The organism is Corynebacterium hansenii (assembly GCF_030408795.1).
Taxonomy (GTDB): Bacteria; Actinomycetota; Actinomycetes; order Mycobacteriales; family Mycobacteriaceae; genus Corynebacterium; species Corynebacterium hansenii.
The window spans coordinates 1,178,985-1,198,883 of sequence record NZ_CP047211.1 but is presented as its reverse complement, the minus strand read 5'-3'; the positions used below and the strand labels follow the sequence as shown (position 1 = coordinate 1,198,883).

At 72.1% G+C, this 19,899-nt stretch carries 18 protein-coding genes; 7 read left to right on the top strand and 11 right to left on the bottom strand.

Translation table 11 applies throughout. From position 1 onward, the window contains the following. Nucleotides 1-46: 46 nt before the first annotated feature. Together CHAN_RS05250 and CHAN_RS05245 are read right to left on the bottom strand one after the other, a co-directional pair. A complete protein-coding gene (locus CHAN_RS05250; protein ID WP_290292575.1) occupies nt 47-247 on the bottom strand; it encodes a YgaP family membrane protein in 201 nt (66 codons plus the stop codon). Nucleotides 248-333: 86 nt separating this feature from the next. Continuing rightward, entirely contained in the window at nt 334-1,092 is a 759-nt protein-coding gene (locus CHAN_RS05245) for a TIM barrel protein (RefSeq protein WP_290292573.1), read from the bottom strand. 37 nt (nt 1,093-1,129) lie between these two features. Here CHAN_RS05245 and CHAN_RS05240 point away from each other — a divergent pair, with 37 nt between their 5' ends. Beyond that, nucleotides 1,130-1,918, top strand: coding sequence for an SDR family oxidoreductase (locus CHAN_RS05240; RefSeq protein ID WP_290292571.1), 789 nt, complete (start codon nt 1,130-1,132; stop codon nt 1,916-1,918). Between the two features lie 177 nt (nt 1,919-2,095). Further along, nucleotides 2,096-3,253, top strand: a complete 1,158-nt coding sequence (locus tag CHAN_RS05235; protein WP_048742342.1) for an isochorismate synthase — start codon at nt 2,096-2,098, stop codon at nt 3,251-3,253. 60 nt (nt 3,254-3,313) lie between these two features. Here the strand turns inward: CHAN_RS05235 and CHAN_RS05230 are convergent, their stop codons facing one another. The 3 genes from CHAN_RS05230 to CHAN_RS05220 all read right to left on the bottom strand — a co-directional run bounded on the left by CHAN_RS05230 (nt 3,314) and on the right by CHAN_RS05220 (nt 6,691). Next, complete coding sequence (locus CHAN_RS05230; protein ID WP_048742340.1) at nt 3,314-4,102, bottom strand: fumarylacetoacetate hydrolase family protein; 789 nt, start codon at nt 4,100-4,102, stop codon at nt 3,314-3,316. A gap of 89 nt (nt 4,103-4,191) precedes the next feature. After that, on the bottom strand, nt 4,192-4,818 hold the full coding sequence (locus tag CHAN_RS05225; RefSeq protein ID WP_377748518.1) for an exonuclease domain-containing protein: 627 nt from the start codon (nt 4,816-4,818) through the stop codon (nt 4,192-4,194). Nucleotides 4,819-4,831: 13 nt separating this feature from the next. Continuing rightward, complete coding sequence (locus tag CHAN_RS05220) at nt 4,832-6,691, bottom strand: DUF294 nucleotidyltransferase-like domain-containing protein (protein ID WP_290292564.1); 1,860 nt, start codon at nt 6,689-6,691, stop codon at nt 4,832-4,834. Nucleotides 6,692-6,780: 89 nt separating this feature from the next. On the opposite strand from CHAN_RS05220, the gene CHAN_RS05215 reads away from it, so the two are divergent. Together CHAN_RS05215 and CHAN_RS05210 are read left to right on the top strand one after the other, a co-directional pair. Continuing rightward, nucleotides 6,781-7,581, top strand: a complete 801-nt coding sequence (locus CHAN_RS05215; RefSeq protein ID WP_290292561.1) for a hypothetical protein — start codon at nt 6,781-6,783, stop codon at nt 7,579-7,581. Between the two features lie 57 nt (nt 7,582-7,638). Further along, nucleotides 7,639-8,367 (top strand): mycothiol transferase, encoded by a 729-nt coding sequence (locus CHAN_RS05210; RefSeq protein WP_065421498.1) that lies wholly within the window; start codon nt 7,639-7,641, stop codon nt 8,365-8,367. A 22-nt stretch (nt 8,368-8,389) separates the two neighbouring features. Here CHAN_RS05210 and CHAN_RS05205 read toward each other — a convergent pair whose 3' ends face one another. Then, nucleotides 8,390-9,520, bottom strand: a complete 1,131-nt coding sequence (locus CHAN_RS05205) for a SufD family Fe-S cluster assembly protein (RefSeq protein WP_035123823.1) — start codon at nt 9,518-9,520, stop codon at nt 8,390-8,392. Nucleotides 9,521-9,556: 36 nt separating this feature from the next. Further along, entirely contained in the window at nt 9,557-10,297 is a 741-nt protein-coding gene (locus tag CHAN_RS05200) for an ATP-binding cassette domain-containing protein (protein ID WP_290292557.1), read from the bottom strand. Between the two features lie 237 nt (nt 10,298-10,534). On the opposite strand from CHAN_RS05200, the gene CHAN_RS05195 reads away from it, so the two are divergent. The 3 genes from CHAN_RS05195 to CHAN_RS05185 are packed head-to-tail and all read left to right on the top strand — an operon-like array spanning nt 10,535 to nt 13,061. Next, nucleotides 10,535-11,650 (top strand): isochorismate synthase, encoded by a 1,116-nt coding sequence (locus CHAN_RS05195; protein ID WP_290292554.1) that lies wholly within the window; start codon nt 10,535-10,537, stop codon nt 11,648-11,650. Then, nucleotides 11,647-12,255 carry a GNAT family N-acetyltransferase gene (locus CHAN_RS05190; RefSeq protein ID WP_052054479.1) on the top strand — a complete coding sequence of 203 codons (609 nt, stop codon included), beginning with the start codon at nt 11,647-11,649 and terminating at the stop codon, nt 12,253-12,255. Before CHAN_RS05195 ends, CHAN_RS05190 begins: the two co-directional genes overlap by 4 nt. Beyond that, on the top strand, nt 12,252-13,061 hold the full coding sequence (locus tag CHAN_RS05185) for an alpha/beta fold hydrolase (RefSeq protein WP_290292551.1): 810 nt from the start codon (nt 12,252-12,254) through the stop codon (nt 13,059-13,061). Before CHAN_RS05190 ends, CHAN_RS05185 begins: the two co-directional genes overlap by 4 nt. Nucleotides 13,062-13,073: 12 nt before the next feature. On the opposite strand, the gene CHAN_RS05180 is transcribed toward CHAN_RS05185, so the two are convergent. From CHAN_RS05180 to CHAN_RS05165, 4 genes are read right to left on the bottom strand one after another with little or no spacing between them, the layout of a single operon-like run. After that, nucleotides 13,074-14,714 carry a (2,3-dihydroxybenzoyl)adenylate synthase gene (locus CHAN_RS05180; RefSeq protein ID WP_377748519.1) on the bottom strand — a complete coding sequence of 547 codons (1,641 nt, stop codon included), beginning with the start codon at nt 14,712-14,714 and terminating at the stop codon, nt 13,074-13,076. Further along, on the bottom strand, nt 14,714-17,782 hold the full coding sequence (locus CHAN_RS05175) for an acyltransferase domain-containing protein (protein WP_290292548.1): 3,069 nt from the start codon (nt 17,780-17,782) through the stop codon (nt 14,714-14,716). Before CHAN_RS05175 ends, CHAN_RS05180 begins: the two co-directional genes overlap by 1 nt. Further along, nucleotides 17,779-19,113: a beta-ketoacyl [acyl carrier protein] synthase domain-containing protein gene (locus CHAN_RS05170; RefSeq protein WP_290292545.1), complete on the bottom strand. Its 1,335-nt coding sequence runs from the start codon at nt 19,111-19,113 to the stop codon at nt 17,779-17,781. Before CHAN_RS05170 ends, CHAN_RS05175 begins: the two co-directional genes overlap by 4 nt. Continuing rightward, nucleotides 19,110-19,874, bottom strand: a complete 765-nt coding sequence (locus tag CHAN_RS05165; protein ID WP_290292542.1) for a thioesterase II family protein — start codon at nt 19,872-19,874, stop codon at nt 19,110-19,112. The genes CHAN_RS05170 and CHAN_RS05165 overlap by 4 nt, the downstream gene beginning before the upstream one ends. Between the last annotated feature and the right edge of the window lie 25 nt (nt 19,875-19,899).

Here is a 19,899-nt window from a genome sequence, read left to right as displayed (position 1 = left end):
ACCCGCCCCGGCCTGCGGTCTCACCGCCAACCGGCGCCGGGGCGGGCTAGTGGCGCACCTTGCAGGTGGAGATCCCGAACACGCGGTAGAGCGGGCAGAACCCGACGATGGCGGTCAGGGCCATGATGGCCGCGACGATCCAGGCGATGACGGAGATGGCGCCGGCGGTCTTCCAGGCCACGACGGCGGCGATGATGGCGATGACGAAGCGGATGATGCGGTCGGCGTTGCTTTCGTTGGTTTTCATGCCGCCGATTCTATTGGCGCGAAACACGTCGGTCATCGGCACGGCGAGTGTCTTCGGACACATGCCCCACCGGGCATGCGCGGGACTCATGCGCCGGGGCGCCGCTCCCCCACCCATTCGTCGGCGACGCGGCCGGCGTAGCCGAGTTCGCGCAGCCGGCCGAGCCACTCGCCGATGGGCGCCTCCCCGGTGCCCGGTGCGCCCCGGCCGGGGGAATCCGCGATCTGCACGTGGTGCGGCAGCGGCTGCTCCCCCGCCGCGACGTCGTCGAGCCACGCCCCGACGTCGACGCCGAGTTCCGCAAGGTGGAAGAAGTCCAGCAGCAGACCCGCCCCGGTCTCGCGGCACAGCTCCACCGCCGTCCACGGGTCGCGCACCGGCAGGTCCGGGTTGCCGGACAACGGCTCGATGAGCGGGGTGAAGCCCGGCAGCGCGGCGACCGTCTCACGCAGATGGCGACGCTGCGCCTCCGACACCCCGGGCCCGCCCGCGCCGGGGAGCAGATTGCCCATGGACACGCCCGTCAGCTCGCGCAGGCGGTGAACGGCCTCCAGGTGGCCGTCGGCAAGCATCCTTTCGTGCAGGACCCCGCGCTCGCCGGCCGCCATGTCGCCGCCCCACAGATTGACCGCGATGAGGCGCACGCCCGCGGAGCGCAGCGCCTCGGCGAACCCGTCGACGTCGCTTTGCGACGGCTCCTCCACCGGGAAGGGCCACCAGAACTCGACGTCGCGGTATCCCGCATCCGCGGCGGCGCGGGCGGCTTCGGCGGGAGTGCGGCCGGGAAAGAGAATGGAGCAATTGGCCACATGATCGGTCCGGGCCACGTGATCGGCGGGGGTCATGGAGGCCAGAGTAGTGGCGCATGCCACAATTCGAGTCATGAACCAGGCCAAGGCAGTCACGGATGGCGGCGACGACGGGGTTCCCCGCTTCGCCCTGGTGACCGGTGGCGGGGCCGGCATCGGCGCCGAAGTGGCCCGCGCGCTCGCCGCCGACGGGTGGACGGTGCGCATCTGCGGCCGCACGCCGGAACCTCTCGCCGGGGTGTGCGCGGCCGACCCGGAACGCCTCAGCTGGGCGCGCTGCGACGTCACCGACGAGGGCGACGTCGAGGAGCTGTTCGAGGGCATCGACGCCGACTTCGGCAGGCTGGACCTCGCCGTGGTCAACGCCGGGGTGCCCGGCCCGACGGCCCCGCTGGGCGACGTCGGCGCCGACGGTTTCCGCGACACCGTCGCCGTCAACCTGACGGGCGCGTTCCTCACGGCGCGCGCGGCGTTCCGCGCCATGGCGGCGCAGGAGCCGGCCGGCGGGCGGATCATCTTCAACGGCTCCATCGCCGCGCAGACCCCGCGCCCCCACTCGGCCCCCTACGCCGCATCGAAGGCGGGCCTGGCCGGGCTGGCCGCCGTGACCTCCCTCGACGGCAGGCCCCACGGGATCACCGCCACGCGCATCGACATCGGCAACGCCGCCACGGGGCTGCTCGCCGGATTCGGCGCGTCGACGGGGGCGCTGCAGGCCGACGGCTCCCGCATCGCCGAACCGACGTTCCCCGCCGCGGAAGCCGCCCGCGCGTTCGTCTACGCCGCATCGCTGCCCCCGACCGCGGTCGTCGACCAGCTGACGGTCACCGCCGCGGGAATGCCGTTCGCCGGAAGGGGATGAGCCGGCCATGAATGCCGCTGACGTGGAGGTTTCCGGGGCGAATCGGTTCTCGGACATCGGCTGGGTATCATCTGGATACGCCCGGGATGCCGGATCGGCCGGGGCAGTGCACGGCACTCACGAGCCCATTTCCGGCATCCCGCAAGGTCAAGTGCGGGAAGGCGGTGAACGGGTCCGATGACCTCGGAAGGCGACGAATGCGTCCGCGGCCGACGAGGCCCCTTCAACGGCCGCCCCGCCACGGCCCCCGATTTCCTGCTCTCCCGCAGCCACGGCTCCGTGCGCACCCAGGGGGCGCTGGCCACCTACACCGACCCGTGGCTGGCCGCCGAGCGGCTGCGCCGCGGCGAGCACCAGATGGTCGTCGGCGCCATCCCGTTCAATCCGGAACATCCCGCCGCGCTGACCGTCCCGCGCGACATCATCCGCTCCGAACAGCCGCTGGAGCCGCCCGCCCACTACCGGTGGAACGCGCCGCAGATGAAGGCGCGGATCCTGGGCCACGACCCCGCGCCCGAGGAGCACCTCGAGCGCATCGACGCCGCCATCCGCACCATCAAGGTCTCCGGGCTGGAGAAGATCGTCCTCGCCCGCGCCATCGACCTGGCCATCGACCCGGCCATCGACCCGCTGCAGCTGTCCGCCCGGCTCATCGACCAATCGCCCAACCGCGACGGCTTCGTCGTCGACCTGGGCCCCGCCGGCGGGCGCTTCACCGGACGGATGCTGGTGGGCTCCTCCCCCGAGATGCTGGTCCGCCGCCGCGGGCGCATCGTCGAGGCCTTCCCCCTGGCCGGCTCCGCGCCCCGTTCCCGCGATCGCGCCGCCGACGAGGCCGCCGCCGCGAAACTCACGGCCTCGCGCAAGAACAACGAGGAGCACGAGTTCGTCGTCGACGACATCGCCGACAACCTCGACCCGCTGTGCTCGCACCTCGACGTCCCCCTCGAACCGCAGCTGCTGAGCACCTCCGAGATGTGGCACCTGGGCACCTTCATCCGCGGCGAGCTTAAGGACCCCGTCATCTCCGCGCTCGACCTGGCGCTGCTGGTCCACCCCACCCCGGCCATCTGCGGCACCCCCACCGAATCGGCCATGAGCGTCATCGAGGCCGTCGAATCCGACCGCGGCTTCTACGCCGGCTGCGTCGGCTGGTGCGACTCCGACGGCGACGGCGAATTCGTCGTGTCCATCCGCTGCGCCGAAATCGACTCCGCCGGCACCGACGCCCGCCTGTGGGCCGGCGGCGGCATCGTCGCCGATTCCAACCCCGAGGAAGAACTCGCCGAGACCACGGCGAAGCTGCGCACCGTCCTGCGCGCCTTCGGGCTCTGACGCGCGAAAACCCCTCCCCGACCTCGAAGGTCCGGGAGGGGTTCGTCGTGAAGCGGGAAGTTACGCGCGCTCGACCGGGTTGGCCAGGCGGCCGATGCCCGGGATCTCGATCTCGATGCGGTCGCCCGGGAACATCGCGGCGGTGCCGGCCGGGGAGCCGGTGCAGATGACGTCGCCCGGCAGCAGGGTGATCGACGCGGTGAGGAACTCGATGATCTCCGGGATCGACATGATCATCTGGTTGGAGTTCGAGTCCTGCTTGGTCTCGGTGGTGCCGTTCTGCGTCAGGTGCGCCTTGATCGGCAGGTCCTCGTAGTCCAGCTCGGTCTGGATCCACGGGCCCAGCGGGCAGAAGGTGTCGATGCCCTTCGCGCGCGCCCACTGGCCGTCGGCGAACTGCAGGTCGCGCGACGAAACGTCGTTGACGATGGTGTAGCCGAAGATGACCGACTCGGCGTCGGCGGCCTTGACGTTCTTGCACGGCTTGCCGATCACGATGGCCAGCTCGCCCTCGAACTCCACCTTCGTGGCGAAGTCCGGGATGCGGATGGGGGCCTCGGGGCCGATGACGGCCGTCGGCGGCTTGAGGAACATCGTCGGCGGCAGCGACTCGCCGGAGGTCTTGAAGACCTCCTTGACGTGGTCCGCGTAGTTGCGGCCGATGGCGACCACCTTCGACGGCAGCATCGGCGCGAGCAGGCGCACGTCGGCGAGCGGCCACGAGCGGCCGGTCTTGGTCACCTCGCCGAACGGGTGGCCTTCGATTTCGTGCAGCTGGACACCGTCATCTTCGCCCTCGACGAGCGCGAAGCACATGCCCTCGGGGTGGGCGATTCGAGCAATACGCATGCGGGACAGGTTACATGGCGCCCCGCGCGCGGGCGTGATCGGCCCCACTTTCCCGGGCACCCCCGCGCCTCCCCGCGGCTCCCCCGCGACTACCTCGGCAGGCCCGCGGCGTTCTGCGCCAGCCACAGCTCCGCCCCCGCCAGGGCGTCGGTGAGCGCGTGGTGGGCCTTGTACGGCGGCAGCCCGTAGCGTTCGCGGCACGTCCACAGGCGCAGCTCGTCGCGCCGGGGTTCGCGGTCCGCGGCCTGGTATTTCAGGTATTCGCGCTGCATGGTGTCGGCGACGTCGACCTTGAGGCCCGCGCCGAAATGCTTGCGGCAGGCCCTGTCCAGGAACCCCGTCTCCAGCTTGGCGAAGTGCGCCAGCAGCTTCCGCCCCGCCAGCGCGCGGAGCACCATTTCCATGGCTTCCCGCGGCTCAACGCCCGCGGCGACGTCGTCGTCGGTGAGCCCGTGCAGCGTGGCCGACGCGCCGACGGACGCCTCCCCCTCCGCGCCGCGCAGGATGACGTGGCCGGCGCCGCCGAGGATGATCTCGTCGCCGTCGACCGGCACCCAGCCGATGGACAGCAGGCGGTCCTTGTTCGGGTCCAACCCCGTGGTCTCCACGTCGACCGCCAGCCAGCGGTCGTCGCGGGTGGGTGCGGCGTAGAACTCGGCCAATGCGCCCGTCGCCTTGCGACGGCCACCGCCGAGCATCGAATCGAAGATTCCCATGTCGCCCGCCCCGTCACGACATCTGACTGATGGGGTACTTCGTCGCCAGCGACTGCTGGAGACGGCGGATCACGCCGAAGGCGTCGCGCAGGTGCTCGCGCTCGAGGCGGGAGAGCTCCTTCGGGTTGACGTGGTTGTCCGGCTCGCCGCCCGCGTTGACGGCCGCGCGCTGGTGGCCGAGCTGGACGGTGGCCAGGAAGTCGAAGGCGTCGCGCAGGTCGTCGGCTCCCTGCCGGCTGACCGCGCCGGCGCCGACGGCGGCGTTGAGGCGTTCGCGGGTGCCGATTTGCGGCAGCCCGGAGGCGACGGCGAACAGCCGGGCCATCTGCACGACGGTGGCCAGGCCGCCCTTCTTGATGTCCAGGGTGTTCTCGTGGCTGCCGCCCTTTTCCAGCACCAGGCCCCGGAAGAAGCCCAGCGGCGGTTCCCTGTGGGCGGCGAGCTTGGCCAGGTGGGCATGCAGGCGCTTGGAGCCTTCCGCGATGGGCACGTAGGTCGCGCGCAGCTCCTCGACCAGCTCGTCTTCGCCGTGGATGCCGCGGATGTCGAAGAAGGTCTGCGCGTGCAGCAGCGCATCCGGGTCGGGCCGGGTGATCCACTGGTGGAACACCGTCTTCCACCGCGACAGGCTCATGCGCCAGTCCGGGTTGGAGGCCATCATGTCGCCGGGGCACAGCGGGTAGCCGCACTCCGCCAGTGCGCCGCAGACGAACTCGGAGATGTTCCGGAAGTACTCGCCGTGGGTGGCTTCGTCGTAGGAGTCGTCGATGATCAGGGCGTTGTCCTGGTCGGACGCCATGCCCATCTCGCGGCGCCCCTGCGAACCGAGCACGACGAAGGAGTACGGCACCGGCGGGGCGCCGAATTCGTCCTCCGCCATGTCCAGCAGGCGCCGGGTGACGGCGTCGGCGGTGACGGTGAGCAGGCGGGAGATCTCGTCGGCGGAGACGCCGCGGTCGACGAAGCGGCTGACCACCCGCCGGGAGTTCGCGGCGACCTCGGCGATCTCGGCGACCGTCTTCTTCCGAGCCAGGGTCGCCGTGGCGTACACCGGGTCGGTGTGCAGCGTGCGCAACAGGTCGCCGATGACGATCATGCCCACCACGCCGGAGTCGTCGGACACCGGCAGGTGGTGGTAGCCGCGCTCCGCCATGAGCAGCATGGCCTCGAACGCCAGCATGGAGGGGTCCACGGTGACGGGGTTGGGCGTCATCGCGTCGGCGATGGCGATGTCCGGGCCGTGGCCGGCGGCGAGCACCCGCCGCCGCAGATCGCGGTCGGTGAGGATGCCGGTCAGGTCGCCGTCGTCGATGATGAGCAGCGAGGAGACGTTGCGCTCGGTCATCAGCTTCGCCCCGTCGCCGATGGTGGCGCCGGAGCCGATGTGCACGGGCGGGCCGGCCATGAGGTCGGCGACGCGGGTGCGCAGCGCATCGGAGGACGCGGAGCTGCGCAGGTCGGAGGCCACCGCGCGGATGCGGGCGTTCTCTCCGCCGAAGTGGCGGCTGACCTGGGGGTAGCGGCCCATCAGGTCGTCGAAGACCTCCTCCGGGAACACCAGCAGCAGGGTGTCCTCCACCGCCGTCATGGTGTACAGCGACGGCTCGTGGGACAGCATCGTGGAGTAGCCCATCGCGGCGCCGTCGTCGCGGCGGTCGAGCAGCGTGCCGGAGGCGTCGAAGACGTCGACGAGGCCGGAGCGGACCACGTACAGCGCGTCGCTGCTGCGCCCGGCCGCGATGATCTCCTGCCCGCGCCGCGCGTAGCGCATGGTCAGCCGACGGGGAAGCGCGTTGAGCTCGTCCTCCGGCAGCTCCGAAAACGGCGGGGTCTGGCGCAGGAATTCGCGGATTTCGTCGAGCTCGACGGACATTGGGGCCTCCCGGGGCTCCCGCCGGGCGTTTTCCGCCCGGACGACGGCATTTTCCCCAGAGTATCGAACACCGCTGCTAGGTTGGCCCCATGTTCAGCCGACGCAGCCACACCGGTCCCCGGGACACCCCCGAACCCGCCCCCGCGGCGGAGGATCGGCTCGACGAGATCCCCTCGGACGACGTCGAGCTGATGCATTCCCTGCGGTCCCGGCTTTTCGACGGGATGGCCGACGAGACCCGCGACGGCACGTTCTCCTACTCCCGCCGCATCGGCCCGCTCGTGGAGGTGATGTGCAGGGATTCCCCCACCCACGTCACCACGCTGACCGACGCCCACCTCGAGGGCCGCGACCTGGAGCTGCTCTTCGCGGCCGCCCGGAAGAACACCGAAGTCGAGCCGTCGGACCTCAGCTCCGTCGACGTCGAGGGCGGAGGGCCGATGTGGCTGCTGGAGGGGGACCACTTCTTCGTCTCCTCGCAGCTGCCGTCGCTGCCGGCGCGGATCGCCGAGCGGGCCGGCGTGCCCGCCGTCGGCGAGGGCGTGCTCGCCGTCGCCCCGCGCCGGGGTTCCCTGGTCGGGGTGCCGCTCATCGACGAGGACTCGCTGAAGGGCGTGGGCATGCTCTTCGATTTCCTGGACCGCTTCGGCGACGAGACGGGGTTCGGGGGGCTGTATTACATCCATGACCCGGAGGTGTCGTCGGTGGCGTCGGGAAGCGGATTCAGCGACGGGCCGCTCGTGCAGAACGTCCGCGGCCCGGACGGCCCCGGCGGCAAGCCGTCCGTCGTCGTCGACGGCCCCTTCGAGGACGCGATGATGCGCGCGGGCCTGATCAACCCCGGCGGTCCCGCGGGCGGCGATGCGGGGCCGGGGCAGGGCGAACGGTGACGCCCGGCGGCGTCGCAAAGCCTGCCCTGTGAGATCGATCACGGCTATGGTGGGTGCATGAACACGCAGAACCCCGCCCGCCCCCTGGAATCCCACATTCTCACGGCATTCGACGCGATGGCCGCGATCGTCGGCGGCATGGACGACGAGCAGGCGAACGCCCGCCCGGACATCCCCGGCGTGAACTCGCCGCTGGTGCTGCTGCGCCACGTCGGCGGGTCGGCCAGATACTGGCTCGACCACGTGTGCCTGGGCAACGAGGACGTCCGCGACCGCAGCGACGAGTTCTCGGCCTCCGGCCCCGTCGCCGAGGAGATGGAGCGCCACGCCGCGCAGCGCGAGGTCATCGTCGCCGCGCTGGAGAAGCTCCGCGACGCCGACCCGCAGGACCCGCCCGCCGCTCCCCCGACCGACAAGGAGCGCTGGTGGCTGCCGACGATCGGCGGCGTGATGGTGCACGTCTACAACGAGTGCGCCCAGCACCTCGGCCACCTGGAGATCACCCGCGACGCGCTCGCGGCCGGCCTGCCCCGCGCCGGCCAGAAGCGCTCGGTGCTGGACCTGATCATCGACGAGCTCGACCGCCAGGGCCACCCCGCCGACGCCATCGAACCCGACGAGTACTACGGCGGGCACGTCATCACCACCACCGACGGCAAGCAGCTGGGCACCGTCGACATCGAGGCCGCGTGCATCCGCGTCTCCGACGGCGTCGCCGGCCCGGAACGTTCGCAGCGCCGCCGGTGGGTGGTCCGCGAGCAGCTCATCGCGCTGCTCGAGGACTAGCGGGCCGGCGCCCGCCGCGCGCCTACATGTTCTCGGCGCCGCGGGCGGCTTCGACCAGCCCCTGGACGGTCTTCCGGATCGACGACGGGATCCGTTCATCGTCCAGGTTCAGGAACCCCTGGACGATGAGGTCGCGGGACTCGGACTCCGTCAGGCCGGTGGACATGAGGTAATCCATCTTCTCGTCGTCGATCATGCCGACCGACGCCTCGTGGGACAACTGCGCCCGCGCCACCCCGGCGTCGAGCGCCGGAATGGACTCGACCCGGCCGCCGGCCCGCAGCATCAGGCCGTCGCACTCGAGGAACCCGCGGGTGTCGCCGCTGGTCGCCTGGAGGACGTTGTGGTTGCGGATCGTGCCGCCGTCGGAAACCATGCGGGACACCTGCTCGGCTCGGGCCTCCGGGCCGGCGAGGGTGATGGCCGTGTCGAGGACGCGCTCCGACCCGCCCGTGGCCAGGATGATCGAATGGTTCACGCACGATGAACCGGCGCCCACCTCGGTGCGGGAGTCCGAGCGGCAGCGGCGCAGCGGCCACACCGCGACGGACACGCTGCTGGCCGACGCATTCTCGCCGATCTTGGTGCGGGCATAGGACGTCACGTCCATGTCCGAGCCCCAGCGGTCGACGTCGACGGAACGGACCTGCGCGCCGTCGCCGATGAACGTCTCGGACAGCGACACGTGGTGGCCGCGGGTCAGCGCCGGGGCGACGGCCGCGCCGGACACCATGTCCACGACGGCCCCCTCCCCGATGACGGTGACGTCGTGGATGAACTGGCGCTCCTGCGGGACCGTCATCACGCAGAACGACTGCGACGGCAGGTCCACCGTGGCGCCGGGGCGCACCCAGGTGAACGTGCCCAGCGGCTCCCGGGTCGACTCGAACGCGCGCCGCAGCACCTCGTCCTCGTCGGGGGAGACCAGGCTGAACATCAGGTCCTGCACCCACGGGTATTCCACGAGGGCGCGGGACAGGGGCATGACGACGACGCCGTCGTCGTTGACGTCGAGCGTCCCGTGGGCGTGGTCCACGATGATGCTCGTGCTGGAACGGGTCTCCTCCGGCGCCCAGCCGACCGGCGAGAGCAGTTCGGGGGTGGCCGTGGCGGCGCCGAGCGGCACCCTGTTGGCGCTGAGATCGGTGCTCATGATCGCGATTCCTTTCGTTGCTCCGGCGGTGCCGGATCAGGCGCGCGCCGGCGCGTAGCCGTCGCGGCGAATTCGTTCGAACATTTCGTGTGCGTCGCCCGACTCGACGATGCGCCCGTCGATCATCAGGTGCGCGGTAGTCGCCTCGACGCCGTCGAGGATGAAGCCCGTGTGCGTGATGATGATCGCCGCACGGTCCCGGCCCCCGGCGTCGGGCTTCGACAGGAGGTCATCGATGACCTCGGCGACGATGCCGACCTGCTCCAGGTCGACCCCGGATTCCGGTTCGTCGAAGAGGCACAGCGACGGGCCCTGGACCCCGAGCTTGGCGACCTCCCACCGCTTGACTTCGCCGCCGGAGAACCCGCGGTTGACTTCGCGGTCCAGCAGGTGGTCCACGCCCAGGTCCGCGATGAAGGGATGGTCCTCGGCATCTGCCCCGACGCCGTGCTCGTCGAGCGTCTGGACGAGCCGGCGGGCGGTGACGCCGGTCAGGCTCGGCGGGCGCTGGAAGGCCATGCCGATTCCCGCGCGGGCCCGTTCGTCGATGGACATGTCGGCGAGGTCGCGGCCCAGCAGCGTCGCGGTGCCGGCGACGATGCGGAACGGCCGCACCCCCATGAGGCCGCAGAGGAGCGACGACTTCCCGGAGCCGTTGGGGCCGATCAGGATGTGCCTCTCCCCTTCGTTGACCGTCAGGTCGATGTCGCGGCAAATGACGTCGTCGCCCGCGGCGATGGCGACGCCTTCGAGTTCGAGAATGGGATTGCCGGTCATGCCGGTCCTCCTTGCTTCCGTGCCCCGGATGCCGGGGCGGGCGAATTAGCGTGGGCTACTGCCCTAAGGATAGGCGCACCTCATGGGAAGCGTCGCCAAGCCGCACCCGCGCATACCCCCACGGGCAAAGGTCCGGCCGCCCGCGAATACTTGAATAACCATATGACCTAAGGCTAGCCTTACCTGTCGTGCGGATCCGTCCGCTCCCCATCCGGCAACCGATCCCAAAGGAATCCGATGATCTCGTTTCTCCTCCGAACCCAGGGCCGCGGCGTGGCCGCCGAAGGCATCGCCGAAGTGCCGTCCGGCACCGATGAAGCGATCCGGCTCCTCCGCCGGCGCCGGGGTCCGGTGATCGTCGGCGCGCTACCGTTCCATCACGGCGACGCACCAGCACTCTTCGCGCCCGAGACATTCCGGGCCGCCCCACCGCCCCGACCGGGGGTCCCGCCCCGGGTGACGGGATGGCGGGAAATCCCCGACAGGAACGAACACACGCGGCGCGTGCGCGAGGCCGTGGACCTGATCAGGGACGGATACGCGGAAAAGCTCGTGCTGTCGCGCGCCCTCGTGCTCGACCTCGAATCCCGCCCCGATCCCGCCGCATTGGCGGACGCGTTCGCCGCGGGCGGCGGCAACGCGTACCTCGCCCTGCTCACGCCCTCCGGGCCCGAATCCGATGCGGCCCATTTGGTCGGTTCCAGCCCGGAACTGCTCATCCGCAAGCGCGGGTCCATCATCTCGTCGCATCCCCTCGCCGGAACGGCGCCCCGGTGCGCGGACCCCGTCAAGGACCATGCCCGCGCCACGGAGCTGATGCTCTCGCAGAAGGACCGCGCCGAGCACGCCGTCGTTACCGACGCGATCAAGCGCGCGCTGTCGCCGCTGTGCCTGGAACTCCATGTGCCGGACCGCCCTTCGCTGATGAAGACCGAGCACACCTGGCACCTCGGCACCCCGATCTCCGGCATCCTCAGGGACCCCTCGTGCACCTCCCTCGAGCTCGCGGAACTGCTGCACCCGACGCCCGCCGTCGGAGGGCACCCCGCCGCCGAGGCGCTCCGCTACCTGCGAAAGCACGAGCCGGACCGGGGCTTCTACGCCGGGGCGGTCGGATGGTCCCGGGCCAACGGGGACGGCGAATGGAGGGTCGCCATCCGCGGTGCCCTGCTCCGCGGCCGGCGGGTGACCGCGCATGCCGGCGGCGGCATAGTCGCCGATTCCGTCCCCGCCGACGAAACCGCCGAAACGACCGCCAAGTTCGGCCCGGTCACCGACGTGTTCCGGCTCGGCCCGGAATGGGCGGCCGCCTCCGCAACCGGCGAACCCGCGACCTCGGGTGCCGCGCAGTGAACGATCCCGCCGCAATCCTGCCCCGGCTCCGCGAAGTCCCCGCCGACGCCGTGCTCGCCGAACGCCCCCCGCTGCCCGACATGCCGCCCCCCTTCGGGCTCCGGCCAGTCGACCCCGACTCCGGGGACCCCGAACTGATCGCCGGGTGGATGGCCCTGCCCCACCTCGTCGCCGCCTGGGAGCAGGACTGGGGCCCCGACCGGTGGCGCGCGGACGCACGCGCGCGGCTCGACGGCACCTATTCGATGCCGGCGATCATCCGGTACGAGGACCGCGACGTCGGGTACCTCGAGGTCTACCGCCCCATGCGGGACGAAATCGGCGTCCTGTACGGGGCATCCCCCCATGACCTCGGCTACCACATCGCGATCGGGCGCCCGGAGCTGACCGGGCGGGGCATCTTCGGCCGGTTCATGGCCGAACTCGGCCCGGCGATGCTGCGCAGCGACCCGGAGTGCGAAAAGCTCGCGGTGGAACCCGACTACCGGAACACCGTGGTCCACAAGATCCTGCGCGGCGCCGGGTGGCGCGACGAAGGGGAATTCGACGCCCGGCCCGACCGCAGGATCAGGCTGTTCACCTACGAACGGGGCACTGGCCGATGACGGCCGCGGCGCCGCCGGAGGGCGGCCACGGCGTGCGCACCCGCGGCGACGGCCCGCCCGTCGTCCTGGTCATGGGCCGCGGGCACGGCGGGCGCGTGTGGGAGCTGCACCAGGTGCCGGCGCTGGTGCGGGCGGGATACCGCGTCACCGTGTTCGACAACCGCGGCTCCGGGGTCTCCGCCGGCCACTCCATCCCCTTCACCCTCGACGACATGGTCGCGGATCTCGCCGGCATCATCGAGTCCGAGCACGGGCAGCCGGCCTTCGTGGTGGGCACGTCGTTGGGCGCCCGGATCTGCCAGGAACTCGCCCTGTCGCGCCCGGATCTGGTGCGCGGGGCGGTGTTCGCCGCCGGCCACGCCCGCCAGACGCCGGCCCAACTGGCCATGTCCCGGCATTCCGCGGACGCGGATGCCACGCTGCGGGCGGAACACCCCGAGTTCGCGGCCGCGGCGGAGGTGTCCCGCAACCTGTCGGCGTCGACGCTTCTCGACGACGTCGGGTGCCGCGATTGGATGGACATCGTCCGCCACGCCCCCGCGCCCGGCTACGGCGCCCGCCTGCAGGCGATGGTCGATGACGGCCGGGACCGCAGGGAGGCCTACGGGCGGATCACGGCGCGTTGCCTGGCCCTCGCCTACGCCGATGACGCCGTGATTCCACCCGCCCAGGTCCGCGAAGTCGCCGACTCCATCCCGCGGTGCGGGTACGTCGAGCTTCCGCGGACCGGGCACTGGGGGTACTTGGAGCGGCCCGAGGCGTTCAATGCCCTGCTGCTCGGTTTCCTCCGCCTCGGCGGCGGGTGACCCGGGCCCGGGTCACCGGCCGCCGGTCCGCTGATTGCCCTTGTCCACCTTTCCCACCGCGGTGAACGGGAACTCGTCGACGAGGTCGATCACATCGGGAATCGAGAACGAGGCCAGCCCGTGGCGCCGCAGATGCATTCGCAGTTGCGCCGGGGTGGGGCACTGCCCCTCCTCCCGCGACCGGGGGATGACCAGCGCCCGGATCTTCTCGCCCAGCACCTCGTCCGGGATGCCGACCACCGAGGCGTCGTGGACCCCCGGGTGCGTGAGCAGGCCGTTTTCGACCAGCTCGGGGGCGATCTTCTCCCCTCCCCGATTGATGATGTCCTTCGAGCGGCCGGTGACGGTGATGTTGCCCCGCTCGTCCACCCGCACCAGGTCCCCGGTGCGGTAGAAGCCGTCGTCCGTGAAGCTGCGGCGGTTGTGGTCGGGGGCCCGGTAGTAGCCGCGGATGGTGTACGGGCCACGCGTCAGCAGATGGCCTTCCGTTCCCGCGGGCACCGGCTCCCCGCCGTCGTCCACGACGAGCACTTCATCGGCCGGCGAAACCGGCCGCCCCTGGGTCTTTTCCACGACCTCGTCGGGGTCGTCGAGGCGGGTGTAATTCAACAGCCCCTCGGCCATGCCGAAGACCTGCTGCAGCCGGCAGCCCAGCTCCGGCGTCACCCGGCGCGCCGCCGCCTCGGACAGCTTCGCGCCCCCGACCCACACCGTCCGCAGCGAGGACAGGTCCGAGCCCGCCAGGTCCAGCGAATTGAGCCATGCCAGCAACAGCGGCGGAACCAGAGCCACGTGGGTGACTCGGTGGCGGCCGACGAGCTCCAGGCACGTCGCGGGCGACGGGTCCGGGGCCATCACGATTTCCGCGCCCACCTGCATCGCGCCGAGGATCCCGGGGGCGCTGAGCGTGAAGTTGTGGGTGCACGGCAACGCGATCATCATGACGTCGCCCTTGCGCAGCCGGCACACGTCGACGCTCTCCCGCACGGAGTACAGGTAGTCGTCGTGCGTGCGCGGGATCAGCTTCGGCGCCCCGGTGGTACCTCCGGACAGCAGCATCAGCGCCATCGAGGACGGCGGCGCCTCATGAGGTGCCTCGACCCCGTCTCCGCACGCCCGCCACGCCCTCGCCCCGGGCGCGCCGACGGCCGCGACGCGGAGATCGCCGACTTCCCCGGCCACCGTCTCGGCGATGGCCAGGGGGTCGGTCATGCCCTTCCGCTCCTCCGTGACCAGCAGCCGCGCGCCGGAGTGCCGTGCGACGTGGACGAGTTCGGCGCGCCCGTGGGCGGCCAGCGCCAGCACCGGTACCGCGCCGACCCGCAGGATGGCGCAGAAGACCTCGACGAAGGCGATGGTGTTCGGCATGTAGATCAACACCCGGTCCCCCGGGGCGATGCCGCTCTCGCGAAGCCATTGCGCGGCGCGATCCGCCGATTCGATCAACTGCCGGTAGGTGAGCGTGCCGGATTCGTCCGTCACGCAGGGGGCGTCGCCGTGCTCGGCGCAGACGCGGCCGATGAACCCCGGCAGCGTCTCCCCGGTCCAGTACCCCGCCTCCCGGTAGGCGCGCGCGACGTCGGCCGGGTATTCCACCATGTCGGGGTACCCGCCGGCCTCCGTCTCCGTCGCGTTCCTGTCATCGTTGTCCATCAATCTCGTCCTTTCTCGGTCATCATTGCGACTACGTCGTCGAGGGAGGCGCCGGAGAGGATGCCCGCGATCGGCACCTCCGCACCCGTCGCCGAAGTGATGCGGTTGCATGCGTCGAGGGCCTGGACCGAGTCCAGCCCCAGGGAAACCAGGGGCACGGTCGGGTCGGGGTCGTCGCCTTCGGCGTACCCGAGGGTCTCCAGCAGCACCGACCGGGCGATCGCCCCCGCTCCGGCGGAGGCTCCTGGCGCCGGGGCGGTTTCGGCCGCCGCCGGTTCCCCGTCCTTCACCGGTGTTTCCGGGGCAGGCGCCCCCGCGATGCGCGCGAACAGCCCGGGCATTCCCCGGAGTGCGTGGACCGCCGCCACCTTGCGCCAATCGCCCGAGGCGACCGTGGCCATCGCGTCATCGCCGCCGAACAGCCCGAGCGCGGCATCGACGGCCGCATCCGGGTCCATCGGGCGAAGGCCGATGGCCTCGATCTCGCCGATCGCCCCGTCGTTGTCGGCCCCGACCCCGTGCCACAGGCCCCACCGGATGGCGAGGGCGTCCACCCCGTTTTCGCGGGCCCGGGCCGCCTCGACTTCGAGGAGCCGGTTGACGGCGGCATAGGCGGCGTGGCCCCGACCCCCGATTCCCGCGGACAGCGACGAGCAGGCCAGCACCCGGTCCCCGGGGCGGGCCAGCTCCGCCACGACGGCGGCCAGCGATCCCCGCTTGGCGGCGTCCGCGCGGTGCCAGGCGCCGGCATCCGCGGCACCGTCGTCCGCGGCGGCCGATTCGGCGGAGGCGTAATCGACGGTGCAGTGGACGATCAGGCGCGGGCCGGCGGAGCCCAGGTCCGCGGCCAGCCGGGCGAGCTGCGCCCGATCGGTCGCGTCGCAGCGCACGTGGCGGACGGCGGCGGTTCCCCCGTCCGCCAGCCCGGCGATCTCGGCCGCGACCGCCGCCGACGGTGCACTGCGGGACACGAGCACCACGTCGGCGGCCCCGAGGGCGACGCACCGGGCCGCGAAGGCCCTGCCGACGGGTCCGGTGCCCCCGATGATCACCACGGTGGGCGGAGCGTCGGGCGTGCCGGCGGAAATCGGGACGAACCGGCGTCCCAGAAGCTCCCGGCCCCGGACGGCGATTTCCGGTTCCCCCGTGGCGTGGAGGGCCCTGATCACCGATCGGGCGGTCTCGGCGGGGTCGTCGTCCGGTTCGACGTCGATGCGCATCGGTCCCGGGCCGGTCGCGGCGCCGATGCAGCGCATCATGGCCGCCGCCGCGGCGTGCCCCGCGTCGACCCGTCCCGGTGCCACGTCTCCGGCGGATTCCCCGCCCCGCGTGACCAGGCACGCGACGCCGGCCGTGCCCGCGGCATCGGCGACGTCCGCGAGGAACGCCGCCATGGCCTCCGCCGGTTCGTCTCCGGTCCCGCCGTCGGGCGGCATCACCAGGATGCGTCCCGCGGCGGCCGGCTCATCGACGATCCGGTCGCCGAAGCGGGCCGCCGCGGCCGCCAATTCGGCGCGGAAGGCGTCATCCGCGCCGACGATGCACAGGGAGTCCGGTGCGGCGAGCTCTCCTTCGCCGAGGGCGGACCATCGTTCCGAGAAAACGAGCGGCGGTTCTCCCGCCCGCGTCAACGGATTCTGAACCGGGGCCGGAGTCGGGGCCGGACGCGCGGGCACGCCGCCGCCCGGGACCGTGGCGTCCGGTCCCGGTGCCCAGTACTCCGCCCGTTCCCAGACGGTGGCGGGGAAACCCCACGGCACGGCCCCGGGCGGCGTCCCGTCCGGCGCGTCCAGGCCCCGATGCACCGCGCGGACGGCGGCGAGGGACCCGAGGAAGCCGGAGAGGTCGCCGTCATCCCGGCGCAACGTCCCGATGTTGACGGCGCCCGGGCCGCCGGCCCCGCCGATTCCCGCGAGGATCCCGTTGATCGACAATTGGAGGGTGGGATGCTCGGAGGCCTCGATGAACACGTCGGCGCCGGCTTCGGCGGCCCGTTCGACCGCGAGATCGAAGCGGACCCGGTTGCGCAGGTTCCAGTACCAGTACGTCGCCGGGTCGAGGTCGGGGGTGATCGGCCCGCCCAGCGCACCGCCGAAACAGGGGATCGCCGCCGGATCGAAGCGCGGCTCATCCAGGTCATCGAGCAGCCCCAGGAAATCGTCCCGGAAGGCGCCGACGAGCGAAGTGTGGGCCGGGTAGTCGACCCGGATGCGGCGGGCGAACACGCCCCGGTCGGCCATGTCGCCGACGATGCCGTCGATGGCGGGGGTCTCTCCGGCGATGGCGTGGATGCCCGGAGCGTTGACCACGGACAGTTCCGCCCATCCGACCTGCCGGGCCAGGGCCGCCTCGACGGTGTCGCGGTCCGCGCCGATCACCGCCATCGCGTTGTCGGCGGACAACCGCCCGTCGGCGATGAGGTCGTGGACCAGCCGCGCCCGCGACCCGACGACCCTGACGGCGTCGCGCGCCCCGATCAGCCCGGCGACCCGCGCGGCGGCGATCTCCCCCTGGCTATGCCCGATGGTCATGTCCGGTTCCACCCCGTGCTCGCGCCAGAGTTCGGCGAGCCCGATCATGTGCACGAACAGGGCGGGCTGCACGACGCGGATGTCGTCGCCGTGTTCGGGTTCCAGCAGGTACCTGCCGGGGCGGAACCCGAAGATCTCGTCGAAAAGCAGGTCGTATTCGGCGACCGTCGCGCGGTACCCGGGCGACGCGGAGTGCGCCAGCAGCCCCATGCCGGGGCGCTGGGACCCCTGTCCCGGGAACACCATCGCGATGGTTCGGGCGGAGGCTTCGCCGGCCGCGGTTTTCCCGGCGGCGCGGCCCTGCGCCAGCGCGTCCAGGTTCTCGAGCAGTTCCGCCCGGTCGGCCGCGACGATGACGGCGCGGAAGCGCCTCCACCCGCGGGTCGCGTCGAGGGCCGCCGCGACGTCGCCGACGGAGACGTCCGGCGACTCCCGCAGGAAGGCGGCGATGGCGGCGGCCTCGCGGGCGACTCCGCCGCGGTGCGCCGACGAGACGACGACCATCGGCGGCGCGCCATCGTGGTGTGCGGTGTTCATCGTGATGCTCCTTCGGTGTCGCCGGGCGCGGAATCGCCCCCGCGTTCGTCCATTTCGATGATCAACTGCGCGTTGGTCCCCGCCATCCCGAAGGAGGACGCCACGGCGCAGCGGCGCCCGTCGCGGGCGGGCCACTCGGCGGATGCCATCGCCGGCCGGAGCCTCGTCTCTTCCCAATCCAATGCCCGCGTCGGCTCCCCGATGTGCGGGCTCCGCGGAATCCGGCCGTGCCATCCCGACAGCAGGACCTTGGCCAGGCCCAGGCCACCGGCGGCGGCCTGGGCGTGGCCCAGGTTGGCCTTGATGGACCCGATGGACGCCGGCGGAGCGCCATCCGGGCCCGGTTGCCCGTAGGTGCCGTGCAGCGCCCGGAGTTCTATGGGATCTCCGACGGCCGTGGCGGTGCCATGGCCCTCGATCATCGTGATGTCCGCCGCGGCCAGGCCGGACACGGCAAGCGCCCTGCGGCACAGCGCCTCCTGGGCCCGCTGGGAAGGCACCGCGAGCGGGGCACCGGAGCCGTTGTGGTTGACCACGGCCGCCCGCACCCGGCCCAGGATCCGCGCGCCCCGGGCCCGGGCGGCGTCCTCCCGTTCCACCACGAACAGGGCCGCCCCCTCCGACCACACGGTCCCCGACGCCCGCGACGAATACGGCCGGCAGCGCCCGTCCGCCGAAATCGCGCCGTTCGCCGAGAATTCGACGAAGGGTGCCGCGGAGCCCATGACGCAGACCCCGCCCGCCAGCGCCCAGTCGCTCTCCCCCGACGCGACGGAGGCGACGGCCGCGGAAATCGCCGCGAGGGACGACGCGCAGGCGGCGTCGACGGTCATCGACGGCCCATGCAGGCCGAGCGCATGCGACACCCGCCCCGACACCGCGGAGAGGGACACGCCGGTCCCCCGGAACCCGGAGAGCTCGTTGACTTCGTCGATGCGCGGGCCGTATTCGGTGTAGGACGCCCCGATGAAGCAGCCGCCCCATTGCCCGGACAGGGACGCCGGGTTCAATCCGGCGTTCTCCAGCGCCTCCCACGCGACCCTCAGCCCGACCCTCTGCTGGGGATCGAGCGCAGGCGCTTCGCGGGGAGCCACCCCGAAGAACGCGGCATCGAACTCCGCGGCATCGTCCAGGAACCCGCCCGAATCGGGCACCGGCGCCCAGCCGGGCCGGTCGCCGAGGGAGAACAGCAGGTCCAACGGCCAGCCGCGGTCCCGGGGCAGGGGGCCGAGCACGTCGCGCCCGGCCTCCAGCATCCGCCACAGGGAGGTCGGCCCGGTCACGCCCCCGGGGGCGGCGACGCCCATTCCGGTGATCACGATGGAGCTCATGGCCGCACCAGTCCCACGATGGCGGCGGCGACGGCCCCGACGCGGTCGTCGATGTAGAAGTGCCCGCCGGGGAACAGCCGCACGTCGCAGCCGCCGCAGGTGTGCCCCGACCAACCGAAGAGGTCGCCGGGCGTGACGTGTTCGTCGTCCTCGCCGCCGAAGGCGCTGATGGGGGCGGCCAGCGGCGCCTCCCCGGCCGTCTCGTAGCGGTCGAAGGCCGCGTAGTCGGCGCGCAGGGCCGGCAGCGCGAGCCGCATGATGTCCGGGTGGCCCAGCACGTCCCCGCCGGTTCCGCGCAGCGCCGCCAGGTGGCGTGCCAGCCCTTCATCGTCGGTGGGATGGGGCGGCAGGTCGGCCACCCGCGACGGCGCCACGGCACCGGAGACGAACAGGCGCCCCACGGCGACCCCCTCCTCCTCGAGGCGGCGCGCCAGCTCGAAGGCGACCATCGACCCCATGCTGTGGCCGAACAGGATGGGCGCCGGGCCGTCGCAAAGCAGGGGGCGCAGCTCGGCGAGCGCGCCGTCCGCGTAGCCGCCGATGGTCTCCGGGGCGGGGTCGGCGATGCGGTCCTGGCGGCCCGGGTACTGCAGCGCGATGACGTCCACCGCCCCCTGCGCCGCTTCCTCGATTGCCGCGGCCAACGGCCGGTAGGCCGCCGCCCCGCCGCCCGCGTGGGGGCAGATCACGAGGGGCGTCGCCCCCCGCACCGCTTCGCGCCCGAAGCGGCGCAGCCAAGCGGATCCGATCTGGGTCTGCATGTTTTTCCTTTCGAAGTGTGTGATT

Coding starts and splice junctions, on each gene's coding strand:
- CHAN_RS05220 (WP_290292564.1), bottom strand. CDS start 6,691: ATGTCCGTCGAGCTCGACGAAATCCGCGAATTCCTGCGCCAGACCCCG.
- CHAN_RS05170 (WP_290292545.1), bottom strand. CDS start 19,113: ATGAGCTCCATCGTGATCACCGGAATGGGCGTCGCCGCCCCCGGGGGC.
- CHAN_RS05205 (WP_035123823.1), bottom strand. CDS start 9,520: ATGAGCACCGATCTCAGCGCCAACAGGGTGCCGCTCGGCGCCGCCACG.
- CHAN_RS05215 (WP_290292561.1), top strand. CDS start 6,781: ATGTTCAGCCGACGCAGCCACACCGGTCCCCGGGACACCCCCGAACCC.
- CHAN_RS05240 (WP_290292571.1), top strand. CDS start 1,130: ATGAACCAGGCCAAGGCAGTCACGGATGGCGGCGACGACGGGGTTCCC.
- CHAN_RS05225 (WP_377748518.1), bottom strand. CDS start 4,818: ATGGGAATCTTCGATTCGATGCTCGGCGGTGGCCGTCGCAAGGCGACG.
- CHAN_RS05175 (WP_290292548.1), bottom strand. CDS start 17,782: ATGAACACCGCACACCACGATGGCGCGCCGCCGATGGTCGTCGTCTCG.
- CHAN_RS05185 (WP_290292551.1), top strand. CDS start 12,252: ATGACGGCCGCGGCGCCGCCGGAGGGCGGCCACGGCGTGCGCACCCGC.
- CHAN_RS05165 (WP_290292542.1), bottom strand. CDS start 19,874: ATGCAGACCCAGATCGGATCCGCTTGGCTGCGCCGCTTCGGGCGCGAA.
- CHAN_RS05200 (WP_290292557.1), bottom strand. CDS start 10,297: ATGACCGGCAATCCCATTCTCGAACTCGAAGGCGTCGCCATCGCCGCG.
- CHAN_RS05235 (WP_048742342.1), top strand. CDS start 2,096: ATGACCTCGGAAGGCGACGAATGCGTCCGCGGCCGACGAGGCCCCTTC.
- CHAN_RS05250 (WP_290292575.1), bottom strand. CDS start 247: ATGAAAACCAACGAAAGCAACGCCGACCGCATCATCCGCTTCGTCATC.
- CHAN_RS05195 (WP_290292554.1), top strand. CDS start 10,535: ATGATCTCGTTTCTCCTCCGAACCCAGGGCCGCGGCGTGGCCGCCGAA.
- CHAN_RS05245 (WP_290292573.1), bottom strand. CDS start 1,092: ATGACCCCCGCCGATCACGTGGCCCGGACCGATCATGTGGCCAATTGC.
- CHAN_RS05230 (WP_048742340.1), bottom strand. CDS start 4,102: ATGCGTATTGCTCGAATCGCCCACCCCGAGGGCATGTGCTTCGCGCTC.
- CHAN_RS05210 (WP_065421498.1), top strand. CDS start 7,639: ATGAACACGCAGAACCCCGCCCGCCCCCTGGAATCCCACATTCTCACG.
- CHAN_RS05180 (WP_377748519.1), bottom strand. CDS start 14,714: ATGGACAACGATGACAGGAACGCGACGGAGACGGAGGCCGGCGGGTAC.